The organism is Marinobacter sp. P4B1 (genome assembly GCF_001447135.1).
In the GTDB taxonomy this organism is placed as follows: domain Bacteria; phylum Pseudomonadota; class Gammaproteobacteria; order Pseudomonadales; family Oleiphilaceae; genus Marinobacter; species Marinobacter vinifirmus.
Map to the genome: position 1 here is coordinate 74,457 of NZ_CM003615.1, position 18,496 is coordinate 92,952.

Annotated in this window: 21 protein-coding genes; 15 read left to right on the plus strand and 6 right to left on the minus strand. The window is 51.6% G+C overall.

Annotation, left to right across the window (positions count from 1 at the left end):
• Positions 1 to 21 precede the first annotated feature (21 nt).
• The 3 genes from AQ621_RS00460 to AQ621_RS00470 all read right to left on the minus strand — a co-directional run bounded on the left by AQ621_RS00460 (position 22) and on the right by AQ621_RS00470 (position 1,849).
• Positions 22 to 393 (minus strand): hypothetical protein, encoded by a 372-nt coding sequence (locus AQ621_RS00460; RefSeq protein WP_058339809.1) that lies wholly within the window; start codon positions 391 to 393, stop codon positions 22 to 24.
• 79 nt (positions 394 to 472) lie between these two features.
• Complete coding sequence (locus tag AQ621_RS00465; protein ID WP_058339810.1) at positions 473 to 1,051, minus strand: lysozyme family protein; 579 nt, start codon at positions 1,049 to 1,051, stop codon at positions 473 to 475.
• Positions 1,052 to 1,060: 9 nt separating this feature from the next.
• Entirely contained in the window at positions 1,061 to 1,849 is a 789-nt protein-coding gene (locus AQ621_RS00470; protein WP_058339811.1) for a hypothetical protein, read from the minus strand.
• Positions 1,850 to 2,024: 175 nt separating this feature from the next.
• On the opposite strand from AQ621_RS00470, the gene AQ621_RS00475 reads away from it, so the two are divergent.
• A complete protein-coding gene (locus tag AQ621_RS00475) occupies positions 2,025 to 3,569 on the plus strand; it encodes a hypothetical protein (protein ID WP_058339812.1) in 1,545 nt (514 codons plus the stop codon).
• Here AQ621_RS00475 and AQ621_RS00480 read toward each other — a convergent pair.
• The 3 genes from AQ621_RS00480 to AQ621_RS00485 are packed head-to-tail and all read right to left on the minus strand — an operon-like array spanning position 3,562 to position 5,133.
• Positions 3,562 to 4,173, minus strand: coding sequence for a hypothetical protein (locus AQ621_RS00480; RefSeq protein WP_058339813.1), 612 nt, complete (start codon positions 4,171 to 4,173; stop codon positions 3,562 to 3,564). The two genes, AQ621_RS00475 and AQ621_RS00480, sit on opposite strands and share 8 nt — an antisense overlap.
• Positions 4,170 to 4,547 carry a hypothetical protein gene (locus tag AQ621_RS17500; RefSeq protein ID WP_145840215.1) on the minus strand — a complete coding sequence of 126 codons (378 nt, stop codon included), beginning with the start codon at positions 4,545 to 4,547 and terminating at the stop codon, positions 4,170 to 4,172. The genes AQ621_RS00480 and AQ621_RS17500 overlap by 4 nt, the downstream gene beginning before the upstream one ends.
• Before the next feature lie 13 nt (positions 4,548 to 4,560).
• Entirely contained in the window at positions 4,561 to 5,133 is a 573-nt protein-coding gene (locus AQ621_RS00485; protein ID WP_145840216.1) for a hypothetical protein, read from the minus strand.
• A gap of 256 nt (positions 5,134 to 5,389) precedes the next feature.
• Between AQ621_RS00485 and AQ621_RS17575 the strand changes: the two genes are divergently transcribed.
• From AQ621_RS17575 to AQ621_RS00550, 14 genes are all read left to right on the plus strand, one after another.
• On the plus strand, positions 5,390 to 5,560 hold the full coding sequence (locus AQ621_RS17575) for a hypothetical protein (protein WP_158499513.1): 171 nt from the start codon (positions 5,390 to 5,392) through the stop codon (positions 5,558 to 5,560).
• A gap of 57 nt (positions 5,561 to 5,617) precedes the next feature.
• Positions 5,618 to 6,037 carry a hypothetical protein gene (locus AQ621_RS00490; protein ID WP_058339815.1) on the plus strand — a complete coding sequence of 140 codons (420 nt, stop codon included), beginning with the start codon at positions 5,618 to 5,620 and terminating at the stop codon, positions 6,035 to 6,037.
• Between the two features lie 9 nt (positions 6,038 to 6,046).
• Positions 6,047 to 7,000, plus strand: coding sequence for a S49 family peptidase (locus AQ621_RS00495; protein ID WP_058339816.1), 954 nt, complete (start codon positions 6,047 to 6,049; stop codon positions 6,998 to 7,000).
• Positions 7,001 to 7,047: 47 nt separating this feature from the next.
• Complete coding sequence (locus AQ621_RS00500; RefSeq protein ID WP_058339817.1) at positions 7,048 to 8,460, plus strand: UvrD-helicase domain-containing protein; 1,413 nt, start codon at positions 7,048 to 7,050, stop codon at positions 8,458 to 8,460.
• Between the two features lie 237 nt (positions 8,461 to 8,697).
• The gene (locus AQ621_RS00505; RefSeq protein ID WP_058339818.1) at positions 8,698 to 8,907 is read left to right on the plus strand and encodes a hypothetical protein; all 210 of its coding nucleotides are present in this window, start codon (positions 8,698 to 8,700) and stop codon (positions 8,905 to 8,907) included.
• 166 nt (positions 8,908 to 9,073) lie between these two features.
• Complete coding sequence (locus AQ621_RS00510; protein WP_058339819.1) at positions 9,074 to 9,505, plus strand: hypothetical protein; 432 nt, start codon at positions 9,074 to 9,076, stop codon at positions 9,503 to 9,505.
• Positions 9,502 to 10,014: a metal-dependent hydrolase gene (locus AQ621_RS00515; RefSeq protein ID WP_058339820.1), complete on the plus strand. Its 513-nt coding sequence runs from the start codon at positions 9,502 to 9,504 to the stop codon at positions 10,012 to 10,014. Before AQ621_RS00510 ends, AQ621_RS00515 begins: the two co-directional genes overlap by 4 nt.
• Positions 10,011 to 10,313 carry a hypothetical protein gene (locus tag AQ621_RS00520; protein ID WP_058339821.1) on the plus strand — a complete coding sequence of 101 codons (303 nt, stop codon included), beginning with the start codon at positions 10,011 to 10,013 and terminating at the stop codon, positions 10,311 to 10,313. Before AQ621_RS00515 ends, AQ621_RS00520 begins: the two co-directional genes overlap by 4 nt.
• A 69-nt stretch (positions 10,314 to 10,382) precedes the next feature.
• On the plus strand, positions 10,383 to 12,530 hold the full coding sequence (gene dinG / locus AQ621_RS00525; protein ID WP_058339822.1) for an ATP-dependent DNA helicase DinG: 2,148 nt from the start codon (positions 10,383 to 10,385) through the stop codon (positions 12,528 to 12,530).
• A gap of 58 nt (positions 12,531 to 12,588) precedes the next feature.
• Positions 12,589 to 13,584, plus strand: coding sequence for a sigma-70 family RNA polymerase sigma factor (locus tag AQ621_RS00530; protein ID WP_082640794.1), 996 nt, complete (start codon positions 12,589 to 12,591; stop codon positions 13,582 to 13,584).
• 5 nt (positions 13,585 to 13,589) lie between these two features.
• Entirely contained in the window at positions 13,590 to 14,438 is an 849-nt protein-coding gene (locus AQ621_RS00535; protein ID WP_145840217.1) for a hypothetical protein, read from the plus strand.
• A 121-nt stretch (positions 14,439 to 14,559) separates the two neighbouring features.
• Positions 14,560 to 15,423 carry a hypothetical protein gene (locus AQ621_RS00540; RefSeq protein ID WP_058339825.1) on the plus strand — a complete coding sequence of 288 codons (864 nt, stop codon included), beginning with the start codon at positions 14,560 to 14,562 and terminating at the stop codon, positions 15,421 to 15,423.
• A 43-nt stretch (positions 15,424 to 15,466) separates the two neighbouring features.
• Positions 15,467 to 15,901 (plus strand): hypothetical protein, encoded by a 435-nt coding sequence (locus tag AQ621_RS00545; protein WP_058339826.1) that lies wholly within the window; start codon positions 15,467 to 15,469, stop codon positions 15,899 to 15,901.
• 166 nt (positions 15,902 to 16,067) lie between these two features.
• A complete protein-coding gene (locus tag AQ621_RS00550) occupies positions 16,068 to 18,023 on the plus strand; it encodes a helicase-related protein (RefSeq protein WP_058339827.1) in 1,956 nt (651 codons plus the stop codon).
• Positions 18,024 to 18,496: the final 473 nt, after the last annotated feature.

Sequence of the window (18,496 nt, forward strand, 5' to 3'; positions counted from 1 at the left end):
AAAAGGCGGGGCTTCCCCGCCTTAATCTTTTCTAGCCTTTGCGTTGTCGAGCTCGCTGCGCTTAGCGATCAAATCCCGGATGGTTGGACGGTGCGCAATATCCATGTTCAAGAGATCGTCCAACAAGGAATCTGAAAACACAGAATCCTGATTCTTAATTGACCCTTCAAACACGTCGGCGATCTCGTTATCGTCACAGTACCTGGTGGCCTGAAGATGGTCACGTTCAGTCTGTATAGCCCGGATGTCGATCCCAAATCGTGAAAACCAGGCACCGAAATGCCGCCGGCCCGAATCGGTGTAACGGATCCGGCCGGTAGAGTAGACGGTGAAATACCGAGTACGCTTTGTTTGGTGACCGAGTGCTTTTTCGATCGGTATGACGTTGCTCAAAAGAAGTTCGCTATCAGGCTGTCGATGTTTGCACCATATTACATGGAATTCTGATTATCCAACAACGACAACGACAAACTCACTTGGGCAATTGTATTCGCAGGGTTTCTATCCGTTCAGCGTATTCAGAAGCTCGTTGAGAGTTTGACCAGGAACGATAACGGCCGGCAGCGTCAACAAGTGAACCACCAAACTTCCGGTGAGCATGCGCGATGATGGATGCGGCATAGTCAACAGAGGCAGCAACGTCCAGCAATTCAGCGAGCTTGTCGAAGCGATCACCATGCCAGTGTCGGTTAATCTGGAGTGGGCCAATGTCGTAGTTTCTGTAACCTGAACTCTCCCAGTCCTCGATAGTGGCTATTGCTTCAGATTTAGTTGTGAAGGTGAGCTTTTGGCCATTTCGGTGCAAAGTGAAAGGCCAGGGCCTCAGGATCATGCTTTCAGTGTCAATGCGTCCAGATTCCTCAAGCGTTACCGCAAAGAGCAGCCAAGGGTCATCAATCCCGTGCTTCCGAGCAGCGACATCCCACGCAGTACCGGCAAGAAGGCTCGCGGGAACGGGCTTTAACCAGTGATCCCAATGGTCTTCAGAAGCCGACGAAGGCTGAGCAAACGCAAGCAGGAAAGAAAGAATCATTGCCACGTAGTAAGGCATAAGCAATACCTATCGATCGAGAATCTGCCGGTCAGTGATGAGCTGGGGCTGGTCGATCATCGCAAGATAGTGGCTTGGAAGCTGGTCATCATCAATTAACACCACTCGATGCCCCATCATTTTGAGCAATTCAAAGTACCCTCGAACAAACCTGTCCGCGTTCAGAAAACCATGGGTGACCAGCGATAGGTTCCTCACAAGAATGGTTGAACTTTCAGGTATTGAACTTTTCTCCAAATACAGGCTCACAGCATCCTTTAGGGCGATGAGCCCAGACACAAGGTAATCAATGGAGGTTTTCGTCGTCGGGAGGTCTGTTCTCGATAGGCGGCTAACCAGGGTTTCGTGGCTTCTGGGGTTGATATAACCCTGAATCTGATCGAGCACCAGGGAGAAAGACGCTTCGGCTCCTGCCGAGCGCCACGAATCCATAACAACGGATTCTGCATAATCTTGAAGCCCCTGAATGACTTTGGCTCGCGAAACAACAAGAGCGCCGAGAAAAGCAGAACACTGGAGAAAGCGATCCTGGATAGAATCGTCCGCGATCTGTGATGCCCACGCAAAGGGTAGAGAAACCTTATCCTGAAGGATCCTCAAGAAGTCTGGGATCTCAGAGGAATTTTCAACCACAGACGGGGAGAATGTCGTGACACGAAGCAGGCCTCCCTGTCCGAGGGCTTCTGTAGCGATCGATCGAGAAAAGCTTAGTCGCGACTCACCGCTCGAATGAAGGAAAACAAGATTCGCGGTCGCAAGACTGTCAGCCGAAACTGCTGAAACTTTCTGAAAATCCATCAAAACCTCCCATGATTTCTAATGATTATGAATGAGAAGGTTTGCGAATATGGGCCTAAAGATGGCCAAAAAACGGCCTGTTTCTGACCACTTCCCCGACGGATTGCAGTTGTGTGCATTTTTGATACAAAATGAAACAACATAGCAGGACTGATAGAAAGGGTGCATTGATACAGTGAACGAGCTCCGAGAATTTTTCCCTAAAAACATAGTGGCATCCCTGCTTGCCAAATATCATTTGCCACGCTATCAATTGCTCGTGCGCAATGACGACCCTGATCAATCCCGCATTTTCCTGTACCGAAAACTTGAAGACAGCCTGTTAATGATGGCTCAAGAGCTGTTGGGAGACGCTGACATTAGCGAGGCGTGTCTGGCTGAGATCATAAAAGACATAGAGCCAGATCTGTTCAGCTTCGGCTCCTTAACGGTCAAGGAGTCAATTTCACAGTATAATTTCCTGCCAAAGGGGTTCGCTGAAGCCAAAGTGAGTGATGAGGCTGGCAATCCGATTGGCCGCACTTTGGTCAGCTATTACGATGGCGTGTTGTGTCGCTTTCTGGCAAGGAGCAGTCGTGAGTTTAGTTTGCTGGTCAATGCGGTTGTCAGTGGCGGCTCCATTGATGACCTGATAAAGCAAAGGCAACAGGGAGCCCCGAGAGAGTCGGCGAATATCATTTCTGTCCAAATGCCGTCAGGGCAACAGGTCATTGCCAAACATGCGGGCTCAGAACTCATCAGGCCTATGTCCATGGCAGGTACCGACGGACTCGTGAAGGCCATCTGTCACCCCGAGAGTCATGCGCCAGTAACGTCGAACTGGGCCCAAGAGAACTTTCTTCAGCTCGGGCTTCTTCGCAACTGGGATGAAGAGCCCCCTGGGTTCATCTTCTGTTTGTTAGGCAGTGAATTCTCAGTGTCAGGAGCTTCCGTTGGCGCTTTTGCTCATGATCTGTACTTGCAAAAACCTTCGTTGCCAAAGGTGTTGAAGTTTTGGACAGATTTCAGTGTTGAGGTTTCGGAAAAGAAAGAAGGGCACCCTGCGATCGCGGCCGCTGTCGGCCAGCTGCTGTTAAATCCAGATTATGATCCTTTGCTGATTTCCGGCTACAGCATCCCGGAGTGGTTTGCCAAAAAAGTGGAGCTTCTATCACGACGCTACAGCGATAGGAATGAAAAAGCCATTCATCACGCCGTTCATGCGACAGAAAATCATTACCCCGAATTGAAGGTCATGCGAGCGTCGTCGGTTGCCTGGGTGTGGGATCAGTACATAAGGGGCACCGAGAATCTGGAAGCCGATACTAGCAATGACCCGAAGTACCGAATCGACATTCGCCAAAGAGATCCTGCCTTCCTTTGTTATACCGTGTTCAGGCCTGCGATAGCGAACAGAATCTTTACGGACTTTTGGAGTGGGTCGTCCTACCTGACAATACCAACGGTAGAAGGGGAAATAGAAGTCTCGACGAAGGCGTTCTATTTGATGGTTGGATCAGTGGTGAAGGATATCATTGAGAGCAGTACAGGCGAAAAAGCAGTGTTGATAGAGGAGGCCTGCTTTCACATTCAGCAAGTGTTACGAGCAGTACGGGCTTCCTGGTCATTGACTGAAGCAGCATTGAATCCAGAGCTCGGGCCTCAGCTGATGACATCGAAAGATATCGAGTATTGTCACCACAATAATATCTCTTTAACGCGTCGGATCCCGGTCAAATAGGATGCCAGACCGGCTCTCCATCATTAACAGATAACGTATAGCGCGTAACCCGAATGTCCTCAACGGACAAGGTTTCTGGATTGAATATGGCAAGCCATTGATGAGACTCGTCAAACGAGTCATCGTCAGAAAAGAGAATGCCGCCAAACGATGAATCGGCCCTTACTGTACGGCCAAAGTTCTGCCAATCGCCCATTGGGTCAAGCAGCGCAGCATCTTCGTTCCTGGACACGTCCAGAAAGCGCCCGGATACCTTAGACTCCACGACGAGCAAGGCAGAAGAGTCAATGTCTGCACCTGCATATACGGGGAGCATATCAACAATCCGTTGAGCCAGGGCGTCAATTGCGCCCTGAACTGAATCGCAATAATACGAAACCGGGAATGAGCCATCGCTAAAAAGGCTTGGCTGTCGTAGCTCGAAGGGTGAATAAATCTCAGAATAGCTCTTTGATGGCTCGTTATCTGAGGTAAGGATATTGGCTCTAACGTAATTGATCAGGTCAGATGTAATCGACTGGTCAAGGGCGGATAGCGGGCAGAGAGTCGCTCGATACACGGGCATCGATGAAATGGCGACGGAATTGAGTTCGTACTGGCTCATAAAAGCTCAATCCGGCTTTTTAGCCAGGACTCTACATCGTAAAGATCTCTAACCCTGCCAGAAAGCAACTTTTCCAGCACGGTTGCACCGCCAAAGTTAGTTGTCGTATCTCGACTTCGTAGCCAAGCCCGCTTTTGATCTTCAGTGAAAATTCCAGACAGAATACTGTCGATCGACATCAGGTAACCGGCCCTTTCAAGGCGATCCAAATCGAACTTGAACGGTTTGTTATAGCAATCTGTAAGCTCACTTGCTTTCAATCTGAACAGGGTGCAGATATCACTATCCGAGAGACCCCACTGCGTCTTAATTGTTGATACGAAAGCTAATGACGTTTCTGCTGTTGCAGTGCTGTCTAAATTACTTGATTTCACGAATGTTCTCGCTTCAATAGCTGAACAAATTGCCTGATGTTTTTGATCTATTCAGGGCTGATGAGGTTGTGGAAAGCTGTTCCTGGATAGCTGCGCGGACGTTGTAATCAACAACGCCTTCAAGCCGATCAATTACGTCCTGGAAACTCTCAGGAATCGCCGCATTCTTACGAACATCTTGAGGTAGCTCCATGGCGATCGCTTCTATGTAATCGGTCATTTCCGGTATTTGAAACAAGATGTGTTCAAGTATAGCTACACGCTCAGCTGTGATTTGGTACTTTGCAAACACTTTTTTATTTCTATCAACCATTTCTTCGACCAACGCAACACGATCTTCCTTGCCAACCGCCATTCGTGCAGTGATCTCTGAAAGTACATTTCTGTGTTCAAACAGTGCCCCGACGAAGCGAGTCAGCTCGTCCAGATCCAGGTCGATCTCAGAGGGCACTGTGATCTGTTCGCGCCCAAGCTCTATGAGCTTATTGTCCGCATCCGACAACGTATATGCAATCGAGATCGGGGGGAAAATCAAAAAAACGGTCAGAGCAGTTCTAAGAAGCGCTTTTGATATAAGTTTTTGCACCAGAAACATCCTTTCCTTGCTGAGTATCTCTCAATGATTCCAGATTCTGGCGGAAGAGTGTTCCAGAAAGATGGGTGATTTCCCGGCTGTTACTGAATCACGGGAAGCTCCCTGCATCGGAGAGCTGACGCACCCGGTTGCAGGCGGCGATCTCGGTGAGAGTATAGAAACACGGGGCATGCAGGCATCCTTTTGGAGCCAAATCCCACGATCTTTACGTTTCAATGGTGTGGAAATCTGCTTTCAGGAGAAATAGGTGATGTTCAGATTCATTCTCGGCGTGCTGGTTGGCTTGTATATCGCTAATCATGACGACTTTTACCGGTACATGTTCACCCAGGCCTCAGATGACGCCAAAAATGCGGCCTATGAGGCCGTGTACGAAGCCAACAAGAAAGCAGAAGAGCTGCAAGAGTCTAGGCGCTAAACTCTGGCCAATTTTCCAGGACTTAGCAGCAAACCAGGTGACATAAAGGCAAACTTGATGACCCCTTCAATGACAGAGCATAGACAGCCAAAATCATACAGCTACATTCAAAACCCGGTATTCCAGCCTTCTAACGTATCGGTGATGTCCAAAATGCTTCAGTTTGCAATGGAGGCGTTTTTGGCTGCCGGCTCATCCACGGGCAAGTACAATAGCCAGGAGGCAATGATTCTTCTTGATGTGGAAGAAAAGCTAAAGCAGCACTTTCTCATTGGAAGCGCCCAAACCCTTTCCGTCTCCTCCTTGAACGTCTTCTTTAAGAGGTTGAACTCATACCTGGAAGAAATGGAGAAGCCTGAGGGGATCCCTCCAAGCATTGAGGTTCACTCATCCTACAGAAACGTGATGATGCTTTCCGTTGACTGGGGGCTGGTCACCGGGATGATGGACATACCTGAAACGATAACCCGGCACTAGGATCGAACGATGAGTGAAAACACCGAGCTGGCGATAGCCATTAAAAGCATTGCTGGAGACTACCTGGCAGAAAAAAAGCGCGAACGGCGCTGGAAAATGGTTCGCAATATCCTTGTGGCGGTCGTCATTATCGTCCTTTACAACGCCAGCTTCATGTCCATCTCAGCGGCACGGGACGGCAAACCCGACACCACCGCAATGGGAGAGCCCTTTGTGTCGATGGTGGTGCTTGAGGGCCAAATCGGTAAAGGCAGAGATTATCTGTCAGATGCCAACACTCGCGGGCTGCTTGAAAAAGCGTTTGAGGCGGAATCTGAAGGCGTGATCATTTACCTGTCTTCGCCTGGAGGCTCACCGGTTCAGTCCGAACTGATCCGGGATCGGATTAAGCGGCTCAAGGAAGAAACCGGAAAGCCGACCCTGGTGGTTGCGGAAGAAATCCTTGCATCGGGTGGTTACATGATTGCGACTGCCGGCGACGAAATCTACGTTCAACCGTCAACGGTCGTAGGATCCATCGGTGTGATCATGGCAAGCTTTGGCGCAACCGAACTGATGGAGAAGGTGGGTGTTGAGCGCCGACTGTATACGGCTGGCGAGAACAAGGGGTTCACCGACCCTTTCAGCCCCCAGAGCGAAGCCGTCAAAGACCATATTGAAACGATGCTACAGGATATCCATTCCCGCTTCGTGGCCATGGTCAAAGACAGCCGCAACGATAAAATTTCAGGTGAAGAGAACCTGTTTGATGGTCGCGTGTGGACAGGCTCTCAATCCGTGGAACTGGGCCTGGCCGATGGCATTGGTTCAGTCGAGCAGGTAGCAATGGAAGTGTTCGGCACGGACAATTTGAAGAAGTTTGCCAAGGAACCGAGCATTCTTGATCGGCTGGGTCTGTCTGTTCAAGCGTTTGCAGAAGCCTTTGCCAGCACAAACCAGAACCGCGTCCAAGCTATCTGGTAAGTTGCAGATCGGAAGTTCGGTATTAACGTGAGTGTCAGGAGGAACTTATGGCACTCACAGAAGAACAGATCGAATTCATTTACGCCCGAGAACCAAAAATCTTGGTGCGGGCGTTCGCCGGCTCGGGCAAAACCTTTTCTGCGTCTGCCTTCTCCAAGGCCAGGCCGGCAAGCCGGATTTTATACCTGGTCTTCAACAACGCAGCTCAACGAGATGCGAAGCATCGATTCCCCAGTAATGTCCAACCGCGAACCATCAACTCGCTGGCGTACAGCGCATTTGGGCGCATTTACAGGGACAAGCATGCCGACAACCTGACAGCTCAGGATGTACGGGCAGCGGTAGACCCAGTAGGGGAGATGAACTATCGATCGCTGATGGTGATTGCTGAAACCGTCCGGCAGTTCATGATCTCCCGAGACGAAGGAATCCGCCCCGTACACGCAGAGGCGGCTATCCCGGAAGACTCCGATGTAGACCCTGACCATCTGGCAAAGATCGCCACCCGGCTATGGGATGCGATGATTGATCCAGCCCAAACCCGCGTCAGGGCGACCCACGATACCTATCTAAAGCTGTTCCAGTTGCAGAGGCCCGACTTCAGCCGGCAGTTTGACATCCTGATTGTCGACGAAGCTCAGGACGTAAACCCGGTTACGCAGGCGATCATCGATGATCAGCAGCTACCGGTGGTGCTGATCGGGGATCCTCATCAGTCCATTTACGGCTTTCGTGGAGCCGTCAACGCGATTGAGGGCTTTGCGTATGAAGCGGAGTACCCGCTGACGTACTCCTTTCGGTTCGGTTTCGAGTGCGCGACCCTGGCCAACATGCTGCTCCAGAAGCACACCACCGAGGAAGAAATGCTGATTGGGGCCGGGCCAGACACCAAAATCCTATACGACACCCCGCTAACCGGGCCTCACATGAGGATTCATCGGACAGTCGCTGAAACGCTAAAATCCGCCGCAGATGCGGTCAGAAAAGGACAGAAGATTGCCTGGGCCGGAAACATTCATGGATATGGGCTGGATAAAGCTATGGATTTGTTTCACCTGTATTCCGGTGACCGTCGCTCCATCCGGGACTTCCGGCTGATAAAAGAATTTCCGAGCTACGACCGGTACAAGGAAGCTGCATCAGACTCGAAGAACGCAGAAATGATGCGCCTGACCCGGATTGTTGAAGAGTATGGGGCAGACATGCCATCTCTGGTGGATGCGATGCGGACAAACACAACCCATGCAAACCAGGCCGATCTGATACTGACAACGGCTCACAAATCAAAAGGGTTGCAGGCTCCCAATGTAGAGTTGGCCAATGATTTTCCGGATCTCGATGACAAGAGGTTGGAGGGAGACAAAAAGCGGGAAGAGGTCAATTTGCTGTATGTCGCCATGACCAGGGCTCAAACCACGCTGTCGTTACCGGACAATATCCGCAAACACATTTTCGCCTGACCATTGGCGAAGTCACGCCCTGTGGTACAATCTGCGCCATTGATCGTTGTTACGATCGGATTAGCGCTCCTTACGCGCCTGACTCCCGATGTGGAGTCAGTGGAGATCTCTCCAGCAGAGGCCTCCAGCGTTTATCGCTCATTGAGCAGCTTGTAGGGCCGCACCTCCGGTTGGGCTCCCTCAAAGCATCTGTTTCGGGTGTTTTGAGGGATCCCAACCAACGCAGAGAGGTGCATTATGGAAACCCTACAAGCTATCCGAGAAGCACAGTTAAGCGCCCGCCAGGATCAGACGGCTTACACGCTGTTTGTAGAGGGCGGAGCACCCAAGCGAAAGCCCGTTGCAAACCTGTCGCACGCTGCGATGGGCATCGATTTTTCGCTTAGCAGCGAACAAGCCTTGATTGGCTTTGTTTTCCCAAGTGGACGATTTGAAGGCCGGTACTGACATCAAGTTTGTACCAGGTACCACAATGACTGGGCATGATTGCTCCCCAAACCCAAGGGTTACTGGGTTTCCCCCCTGAAACATGCAATAAAAAGCACATCTTTCCCGCCTTGCTGATTCCACTTTATGGGGTCTAATACTCTCAAGCCCACTGAGAGTAACAGTCATGTTTTCAACCGCCATCGCTTTGGTAGCCCTTACAATCGTCGGCTGTCTTGTTTTCACCCTGCATAACTCGATCGTCCGCACGAAAAAAGCTCGACTGGCCAGCCAGATTCAGGCCGACATCCAAAAGCCCGAAATGGATGTTGACCAGTTGATGTCAAACCTGGAGGAAGTCAGGAGAGTGGTTTCGCGTATCGCCGAAGTATCCCCAGACACCATCGAACAGAATCCCGACATTTTCCATCGTCTCGACAACGTAGAAGCATTCTTGTCCGAGCAGATTGCGAAACGCATGAGCGATCCCAACCGATCTCTGGCCGATTTGTACGTCAGAGGTGACCAATACTCCCGCGCCAGGCGTCTTGCCAACGGCGAGCCCGGCGACAGCATCCTGACTTTTGACGAAGCCAAAAAAAGGCGGGCCTGGCAATGATGGCCATGTCCCATGTCGCTACCAGCGTCGTCGTCTGGTCTCTGGCATCTGAATTCACCGCCCTTGAACCAACGCCTGGGGGGCTCATCGCAGTGGTTTTGGGTTCGCTACTTCCAGACATCGATCACCCAAAAAGCTGGCTCGGCCGCCGGCTGATTTTCATATCCGGCCCGCTAAGCCTGCTTATTGGTCACCGGGGAATCACTCATTCGCTGATAGCCACTATTGCCCTGGTTGTGGCGCTGCTTTGGTGGGGCCAGCTTGGGGGCTACCTCGTCGCCTCACTATGTATTGGTTACCTCGGGCACCTTGCCGGCGATTTCCTGACAAAAGGTGGAATCCCGGTGTTCTGGCCGATAAAGCGCCGATTTGCAATGCCCATCTTCAGCACGGGCGGCGTGATCGAGTTTCTGTTTGTTGTGGCAGTTGTGGCATCAACCGTCGCATTCCAAAAAGAGTATTGGGCCACGGAAGTTTCAATGTGGCTGGCATCAGGAGCAATGTTTTGAGCAAGTTGTCACACACAGACATCGCACTGAAGATGATCCGTTCATTTGTTCGCCAACACGGCCTCCTGAACCTGGGGCCAATCAAGCGCATCAAAGAAACTGAAATAGAGGACAGGGCAACCGAGATCCTGATTGAGGTGAAGACCCACTGGGACATTGAGGGCAGCAAGGAAATCGAAGTCATTCAGATGATTCGCCAAGAGCTACTCCATGCCGTGTTTTCCAGAGGGCTTGAAGTTGAGTTGGAAAACGCCGGCACATCCGGACGTTTTGATGGGCCTATCCCCATCAACTTCTAGGCAGGCAAGGGCTTGCAGATTCCAGATCGCCAGTATTCTGGTGTTAGACCTGAAATACTGGAGACAGCAATGCTGAACGAAGAAACAAAGGTAGCGATCCGGGACGCCTACAGAAACCTCTCAAAGAACATTGAGGGGTTCAAGCCGCGCCGAGGCCAGGCCGAAATGATATCCCACATCGCCAGAACCCTTGATCCAGACGACACATTGAACACCCACATCTGCGTGATCGAGGGGCAGACCGGTACCGGGAAGTCGATCGGTTACATGATTGGCGCAATCCCGGTTGCCCAAAAGCTGGAAAAGCACCTCGTCATATCCACGGCCACGGTTGCCCTGCAAGAGCAGCTCGCTAATAAAGATTTACCGATGGTCGCCGAAAAGGCCAACCTCGACTTCACGTACCAGATTGCCAAAGGCAGAAAGCGCTATGTGTGCAGCCGGAATCTAGCTCAGCTGACCGGCTCCAACGCCAATCAAGACGCACTGGACTTCGGTGAAGAACACCAAGGCTCAGCGCATTGGCATCGGCCACCAAAGGATGGCGAAGTTGAACAGGTCGTCCGCATGGAACAATCCCTAACAGCTGGTGTATGGAATGGTGACCTGGACGAACTCAAGGAAGGGATCGACGACGACCTGAAAGGCATGGTCACCACATCGAATGCGGGCTGTTCCGGCCGGGCCTGTTCCCATTATCAGGACTGCCCGTTCTATCTTGCGCGCCAAGACCTGAAACAAGCTGATGTGATTGTGACAAATCACGATTTTGTCCTGTCCGATCTTGAACTTGGCGGCGGCGTCCTTCTTCCTGAGCCCGAAGATACGATTTATGTGTTTGATGAAGCCCATCATCTACCGGACAAAGCTATTGGACACTTCGCCTACCTCACCCGGATAAAGGGCAGTATCAAGACCTTGGAGAGCTTGTCGAAAAGCTGCAACTCCGGGGCCGTCATCATGAGCGATGAGAAGCTCAAGCAAAAGGCTCGCGAGGTCAAAGAAATTGCTCAGATTGCCAAAAACGATCTGATCGCTATGAGGTCAACGCTGGAAACAAGCTTCCCAAGCGAGCAAAAAGGGAAATTCCAGACCCAGACCAAAGAGAAATACTGGCGATTCGAAGACGGGAAAACGCCGCTAGAATTCTGCGATCCTGGGAAATCCATTGCCGTCAGCACTGCCAAGATGCTTCAGCATGGGCAGGAGATACTTGAAAAACTGAGGAAGGCCATTCGAGAAAAGTCCGTCGCCAATGAAGCCGGAGACCGCATTCTTCAGGATCTCGGCAACGACATTGAACGGGCCACCGAGATAGTGGACACATGGCAGTATTGGTCGACCCCGGAAACCGATGGCAAAGTGCCGATGGCTCGATGGGTTCACATGGACGATAACGGAGAGATTGGTGTGGCAGTGTCAGCGATCTCAGCCGCAAACATGCTCCGAACAATGCTGTGGGATAAGGCGTATGGTGCGGTATTGACCTCGGCCACGATCACAGCGCTGAACAGCTTTGACCGGTTCCGACGCTCCTCGGGGTTGAGAACCAACGACGGTACCAGCTATCTCCGGATTCCGAGCCCGTTTGATTATCAGAACAACGGTGAACTTGAGATACCCAGCATTCAGGCTGAACCGTCAGACAATGAACGCCATACCCGTGAAGTTGTCGACTACATTGAAAGAAATCTGAACCTGAAGACCGGCTCACTGGTACTGTTCGCAAGCGCCTATCAAATGAGGCAAGTACATAAGGCGTTGCCAGAGGCTATCGCCAAAAAATGTCTGGTTCAGGGTGATTTGCCGAAAGGGGAGATATTAAAACGCCACTATGAGGCGGTAAACGGTGGATACGGAAGTTGCATCTTTGGTTTGGCGTCCTTTGCCGAAGGCATCGATCTGCCGGGCGACCTATGCCGGCATGTGGTCATTGCAAAGCTACCCTTTGCGGTACCGGGAACGCCGATTGAAGAAGCTCGAAGCGAATGGCTTCAGAAGAATGGGCGAAACCCTTTTATTGAGATATCGGTACCGGATGCCAGTCTGAAATTAATTCAAGCGGTAGGCCGGTTAATCAGAACCGAAACGGATACCGGACGGGTAACCATCCTCGATAAGAGGCTCATAACCAAACGCTACGGCAAGCAGCTCCTTGACGCTCTGCCACCTCTTAAACGGGTCACAGGGCCCTGTCAGCAGCAGAAAACCGCGTAGTTGCAGATCCTCAACCCCGTGAGATTGTGAAGTAAAGCAATCTTTACGGGGTTCTACCATGTCATTGCAACAACACCCTCAAACTCCACCAGAACAGAAAGTGTGGTTGAAGGCTGGCGGCTTCCAGGCCGCCATCGATGAGGAGGCCACCAGGCCCATTGCGCAAAACCAGGAATTGGAACTGGGGAAGGTCATTGCCGTCACTCAAAAGCGGCTTGCAAAAACACTGATATCAGATCCGGGCCTTTGGCGAGAGGAATACTCCCGACTTGGAGATGAGGCTCCCTTGAGAGTGAAACGATTCCTGATCGACTGTAGCTCGCTGTCAAAATCCGCGGTTGATCATCTGGATCGAACAATGCTGTCCCTGAGCCACAATAGCCCAGGGTCGGAATACGCGCTCACCTGGATGATAGAGTCACATCGTTTATGCCCAGAGTTCCTGACTCGGATCTATTACCAGGTAGGGACGGCCTCCGCTTCAGCCAAAAGCGCGTTTATGCAGTGGCGGCACGCGATTAACTCGCTGACCGAACAGTTTTATCATGCAGCCATCAAAATATACTGGAGTGCAGTAAGATCCGGCGACCAGGATCCGGATGAAGTAACATCCGATGCCATGAGCTTGCTCATCCGGTGCGCAGAGCGGTACAACCCAGAGCGAGGAAGCTTTGCGGCTTATTTTATGACGTTCGCCAAGTACGCCCAGATGAAGCGTTTACACTCAAAGCTTGATGAAGCTGCTATGCGAACAGACATGCCGGACGAGCACCAAGAGGCCTTGGTGTTAATGTCCAGTCCGGACAATCACGCCGCCAACAGGCCGGAGTTGGACGTTTCTCAGAAGCAAATGACGGCAATTGTTCAAAGGCTGATTGGAGAGCTGAGTGAAGAAGAGAGACTGATTGTAGCCCATCATTTCGACATGGGTCGGCAGAACGAAACGCAGGCAAGCCTGGCTAAACGGATGAACCTAACAAAAGGCCGGATCAGCCAAATCAAAAGCGCTGCTCTGAAGAAGTTAAAGCGGAGACTGGAAGAATGCGGATATTAACCAAGATGCGAATCAGCCTTTTCGTGGCGCTGGCCATGACATCTCTTGGGCTCATGGCCAGTCCGGAGCTGCGCGAGCGTATCTATTACCAGGCAGTGTCAGCCTTGTACGAACGGGAGCACCCGACCGCCCGGCTGATCATTGCGCTTTATGCGGGTGACGTATCACCACGGCGAGAAGAAGATGTCCTGACTCTGCTCAATGCAGGGCCTAGATTCATCCCCGAGCCGGATCTTGAGAGGATCATGTCGTCTTCTGGCGGATTAACTGACTGGGTGTTCATGCGTGACATCAGAAATCGTGAGATGGGAGACCGTATCCAGTATCCCGAGATCTACACGTACACACGCCTTGTAGATTATCACTACCGGCAACTTCACGAGAATGCCAATACTCGCCACGGACAGAGTACAGAGTCGATGGAAGACATCGTTAATTTCTGGAGCGAGCACGCGGCAGGGGGTGAGTGGGATTACCGCCACCAGACGAAGAATAGGCTATCGAACTCGATTCATCACGATGCGATCGCAGACCTGGAGAGGCATCGGATCCGATCCAGAGTCATGACAGAATCGTTCCGGCGATTTGGGGGTGATTCGGAAGTACGAGAGCACTGGGAGAAGGAGGAGCTTGAGCGCCGGTATCGGGAGATAGAGCACCGTTACTCTGCCCAGGAAACTGTTGAGCCGGAGTTGAACAGGATGACCGACGCCATGAAGGCCTGGATTGGGGCCATGTGGGATCTTGAAAGTAATTTGATTGTGATGAATGCCTACGATTACAAGCGTTGCGATAGGCGATACGCCTGCATGGCCTTCCTGAAGCTTCCGTTGCCACCCCTGGTACTGAACTGATGAGCGCCGCCTTCCAGGCGGCTTTTTGTTGAAACACGGGAAAAATGAAGGGGGTATTCCCCGCAAATAAAACGTCCATTTCGCTATTCTGTCATCACATTAACCGGTTTGTGAGAGTTCAATGATCCGAGGGATAGTTCTGGCCTTCTCCGCTTCCTGCGCCATCGTCTTTGCGCCCATCAATGTCTATGCAGACAGCACGGTGCAAGCACAAGTTGAAACTAGGCAGACTGAGAACTTTGTGCATCGTTTCCTCGAAATGAGCGAGACAGGAGATCAGGAAGGTGCCAATAAGGTCATGGAGAGTGTTGCGCTCATATTGTCATGGCACATACAGGAAAAGGGCATCAGCCAGGATGAATTCAATGTTTTAAGTGCCTCAGAAATTGACGAATTGATAGAAGAGGCACTGACCGGTGCGGAAACCTGGACGCTGAACGACCTCCACGACAAAGCACGCCCGATGAGAGAGCTGGCGGAACAGGAAATTGAGCGTCAGGCACTGGAAAGCAAAGACACACTTTTGCGCCGGAAAGCGGAAATAGAGCAGTTCAATGGCCTTGAACAAGCGATTTCAATTGGTCAGATGCAGCGAGGCTCTGATATTGATGAGTTCGGTTATCCAAGGTGGTTCATCCAGTCAGAAGTGCAGAACGACTCAGATAGTGTTTTAACACACATTGAACTGAGCCTTATCGTAAACAGCGACACCGTTGGCACCGGGACTGTGTATTTGAAAGCGGAAGAGGGCATTGCCCCTGGCGGCCGGGCCACCATGAAAGCCTACGTTGACCCCACTACGCTGTTGGGTGAGGCCTATTCCAAGGCTCGGGCGCATGAAATAGGGCACAAAGTCAGTGCATTTTACCTCAAGGATAAAGGTCGAGTCTTCAAGGGGAAGTGGACAGAAGACATGGAAGACACGCTCAATCTTGCGCTGGATATTGAGCAAAGACGGAATTCGAAAAGCCAGGCTGAACAGTAGCTTTTCGAAATCAAAATGAGATTTTGCTGTGAAATAATGAGATATGACTGAACAAGATGTGAGTAACCCAATGCAAGATCACGCCATGATCGAATGTTTGACCAAGGATGCACAGCACCACAAGAAATTTTCAGTGGCCCGCTGGCTTAGCTTTCGGTCTGATGTGGAACTCGATTATTTGTCCCGGCTGGCCCAAAAGAAACGAATTTCTGAGGTAGAAAATCTTCTTGTGCTTCAGGTGATGCAGCATTGCGGATTTTCCCGGCTCAAAGTGTCGCGAATGATGATTCTGAGATGTGCCCAACGCCTGGGGCTTGCTGCTTCAGCCGAATACTGTTTCAGACGCGACCTGGCTCAGATAACCGCAGAAATGACGCTCCGGAAAGATCCGAGAATGAATGTTCGGGTGTTGCCGATGGGGAAAGTCATGAGACAGGTGATGAGGGGATCGCCCCTGATTTCAGCTATTGACGATTGATCGCAAAATAACCAATCGTGAGATGGCTCGTAGAAACATAGTGTTAACTCGCTTTTCCACAATGATATTCCACGATTTCAGTGGATAACTTCTCCTGATCTACCCGTTGCAGATGCAAGCTTCCGTGAGAGCCTGAAAACATAAAGTTTTCACGGAAGCTCCGCCAATGAGCACCAAGCCAACCAGAAAGACCAACCCATTAGGGAAAATTCAGCAGCTAGGCCCGAAAGAGCTTTGGCAAGCACCTTTGCTCCTGCCGAAAAGCTGGGATGATCTACGGTTCCCAGTAGAGCACTTTGGGCTCCTGAGACCTGGCACACCTGATCCCGTTGTTGTCATTGGGGTTGTGGCATTTGATCCGGATGTCCGGTTTGGGAAAGTCCCTAGAACGGTTATAACCCTGTGGGATGTGGACAAAAACCCTATCCGCATGTCGTTCTTTGGCGACACTCGAAACCTGGGCCTGGCCAGAGGCCAGCGGCTGGGAGTCACTGGCGTGCTTACTGAGTGGTCTGGACAGCTGTGGCTGAACAACCCCTCGGTAGTGGAAGAGTTTTGGCTTGGAAGAATGCGACCAAACTACCCTGGCAAGCCAAAGGTGATCAAGGCGGAAACCGTCCGGTCAAAGATGCTTGAACTGCTGCCGGCCGCAATCCCTGAGGCAGCGGAAAAGCTACGTGAATCGGTTGAAGCGTTCCAACCTGTGGGCACGATCATTTCTGCCCTTGGTTATCAGAATGTCGATCTGGAAAAGGTGATCCGGGTTGCTCATGTACCGAAGTCGAAGGAAGCTGGTGAAAAGGCTCAACATCTTCTCGAATGCATTGCCGCCTTTCATCGAGTCTCAGAAGCCTCCCGATATACCCCCCCAAAGCGGCATCAGAGACTGTCAGTGTCGGTAAACGACGCTCGGGAGCTCGCCGCAAGACTGCCTTTCACACTGGACAAAGAGCAGATGGCAGCGGTTCTGGATATGGTCGGGCGACTGGGTGGTAACACACCTATGCGTCACATGATCTCAGGAGACGTTGGCAGCGGTAAAACAGCGGTATTTGCCTGCGTGGCGGCCGCAGCCGCTAAAGCGGGAGCCCGAGTTGCGATCATGGCTCCTATGGGAGTGTTGGCCGCACAGACATTGGAACGGGTCGCTCAATGGTGGCCAGAGCTCTCAACCGCCCTGATAACAGGGGCGGCACCGGACAACGAGCAAACCAAGTCAAAGATCCTGTCGGCATCGATCCTGGCGGGCTCAACCGCACTGTTGCACAGAGATGTCGGCGAACTTGATTTGGTGATCGTGGATGAGCAGCAGCGATTTTCCAGATCCCAAAGGGAGGGGTTGTGCCGGCGAGGTGATGAGCACCTGATCGAGGCCACGGCCACCTGCATCCCGCGCAGTATGGCTTTGATGAAGTTCGGGCAGTGGTCGTTCTCCCGGCTTCAGGGGGCGCACGTCAAAAAGAACATCACCACGGAGATTGTCGCAACAAAACAATCTCCAGCACTCGCACAGAAAAAGATCATGCAAAAAATTCAGTCCACGCTCGCGGCTGGGCGTGAAGTGTTGGTGATCTACCCATTGAAAGAAGAATCGGAGCCGGATTCCAGGACACGCTCGGTTGAAGAAGCGGCAAAGAAGTTTGAAAAGCTCTATCCGGGGATGGTTGCCTCCATAAGCGGCGGCATGACTGAAGCGGAAAAGAATGAAGCAATCGAAGAGCTCAAGAGCCGGCGCAAAAGAATACTGGTCGCCACCAGCGTCATTGAGGTCGGTGTGGACATTCCCGGCCTGCAACGGGTAGTCGTCGTCAGTCCAGAGCGAATGGGGCTTGCCGCTCTTCACCAAATCCGGGGCCGGGTAGCCAGGGCCGGAGGCCAGGGCTACATGGATTTGTATTTGCCGGATCCGATTGCCGATCACAGCAAGAAACGGCTTGAGGCACTGGTGGCCACGCAAGATGGGTTCGAGCTGACTGAGATCGACATGGAGCAGCGAGGCATAGGGGATATCTCCCAAGAATCAAACCAGCAAAGCGGCTCTGATGAAACTTTGCTGTTTGGTCGGGTTGTTACTTATGAGGCGATCAAAAAAGTCGAAGGCATGATTAGAAAGGCGGGCTAAAACCTACAGCTTTCAACGACACTCCGTTCTGGCGAAAGGGCACCATTAACCAGGCACTCTATTATGCCCCCCCGCCGACAAAGAGTTTGAGGTCGTTGCCCAATGAGAACCAGAAAGTCACGAATCAGACCTTGGTTGGTGGTTGTCCTCGCCGCAGCTCTATCAGGCTGTGCTGAAGACGACACCCCCACAACGTATGTATCGTCAGCTCAAGAGCCTGGTGCCTGGCAGTTCAGAATCACTGGCAACAGTCGCCACGCTTGGGCCGAAGCGAAATTTGGAAGGGACTTCTATCGCTTTGAAGGTGTCTTAATCGAGACTAATAAAAAGCATGAAGCGCATCGCTTTATTGGAACGCTGAAAAATTACCCAAGCAGGAACAAAGTCAGCTTTCCGATATACAGAGCATCCTCCAAGGATGTGAATCAATTCGTCTGCGATAGCTGCGGAATTTGGGTACGGCCTGGGCCAAC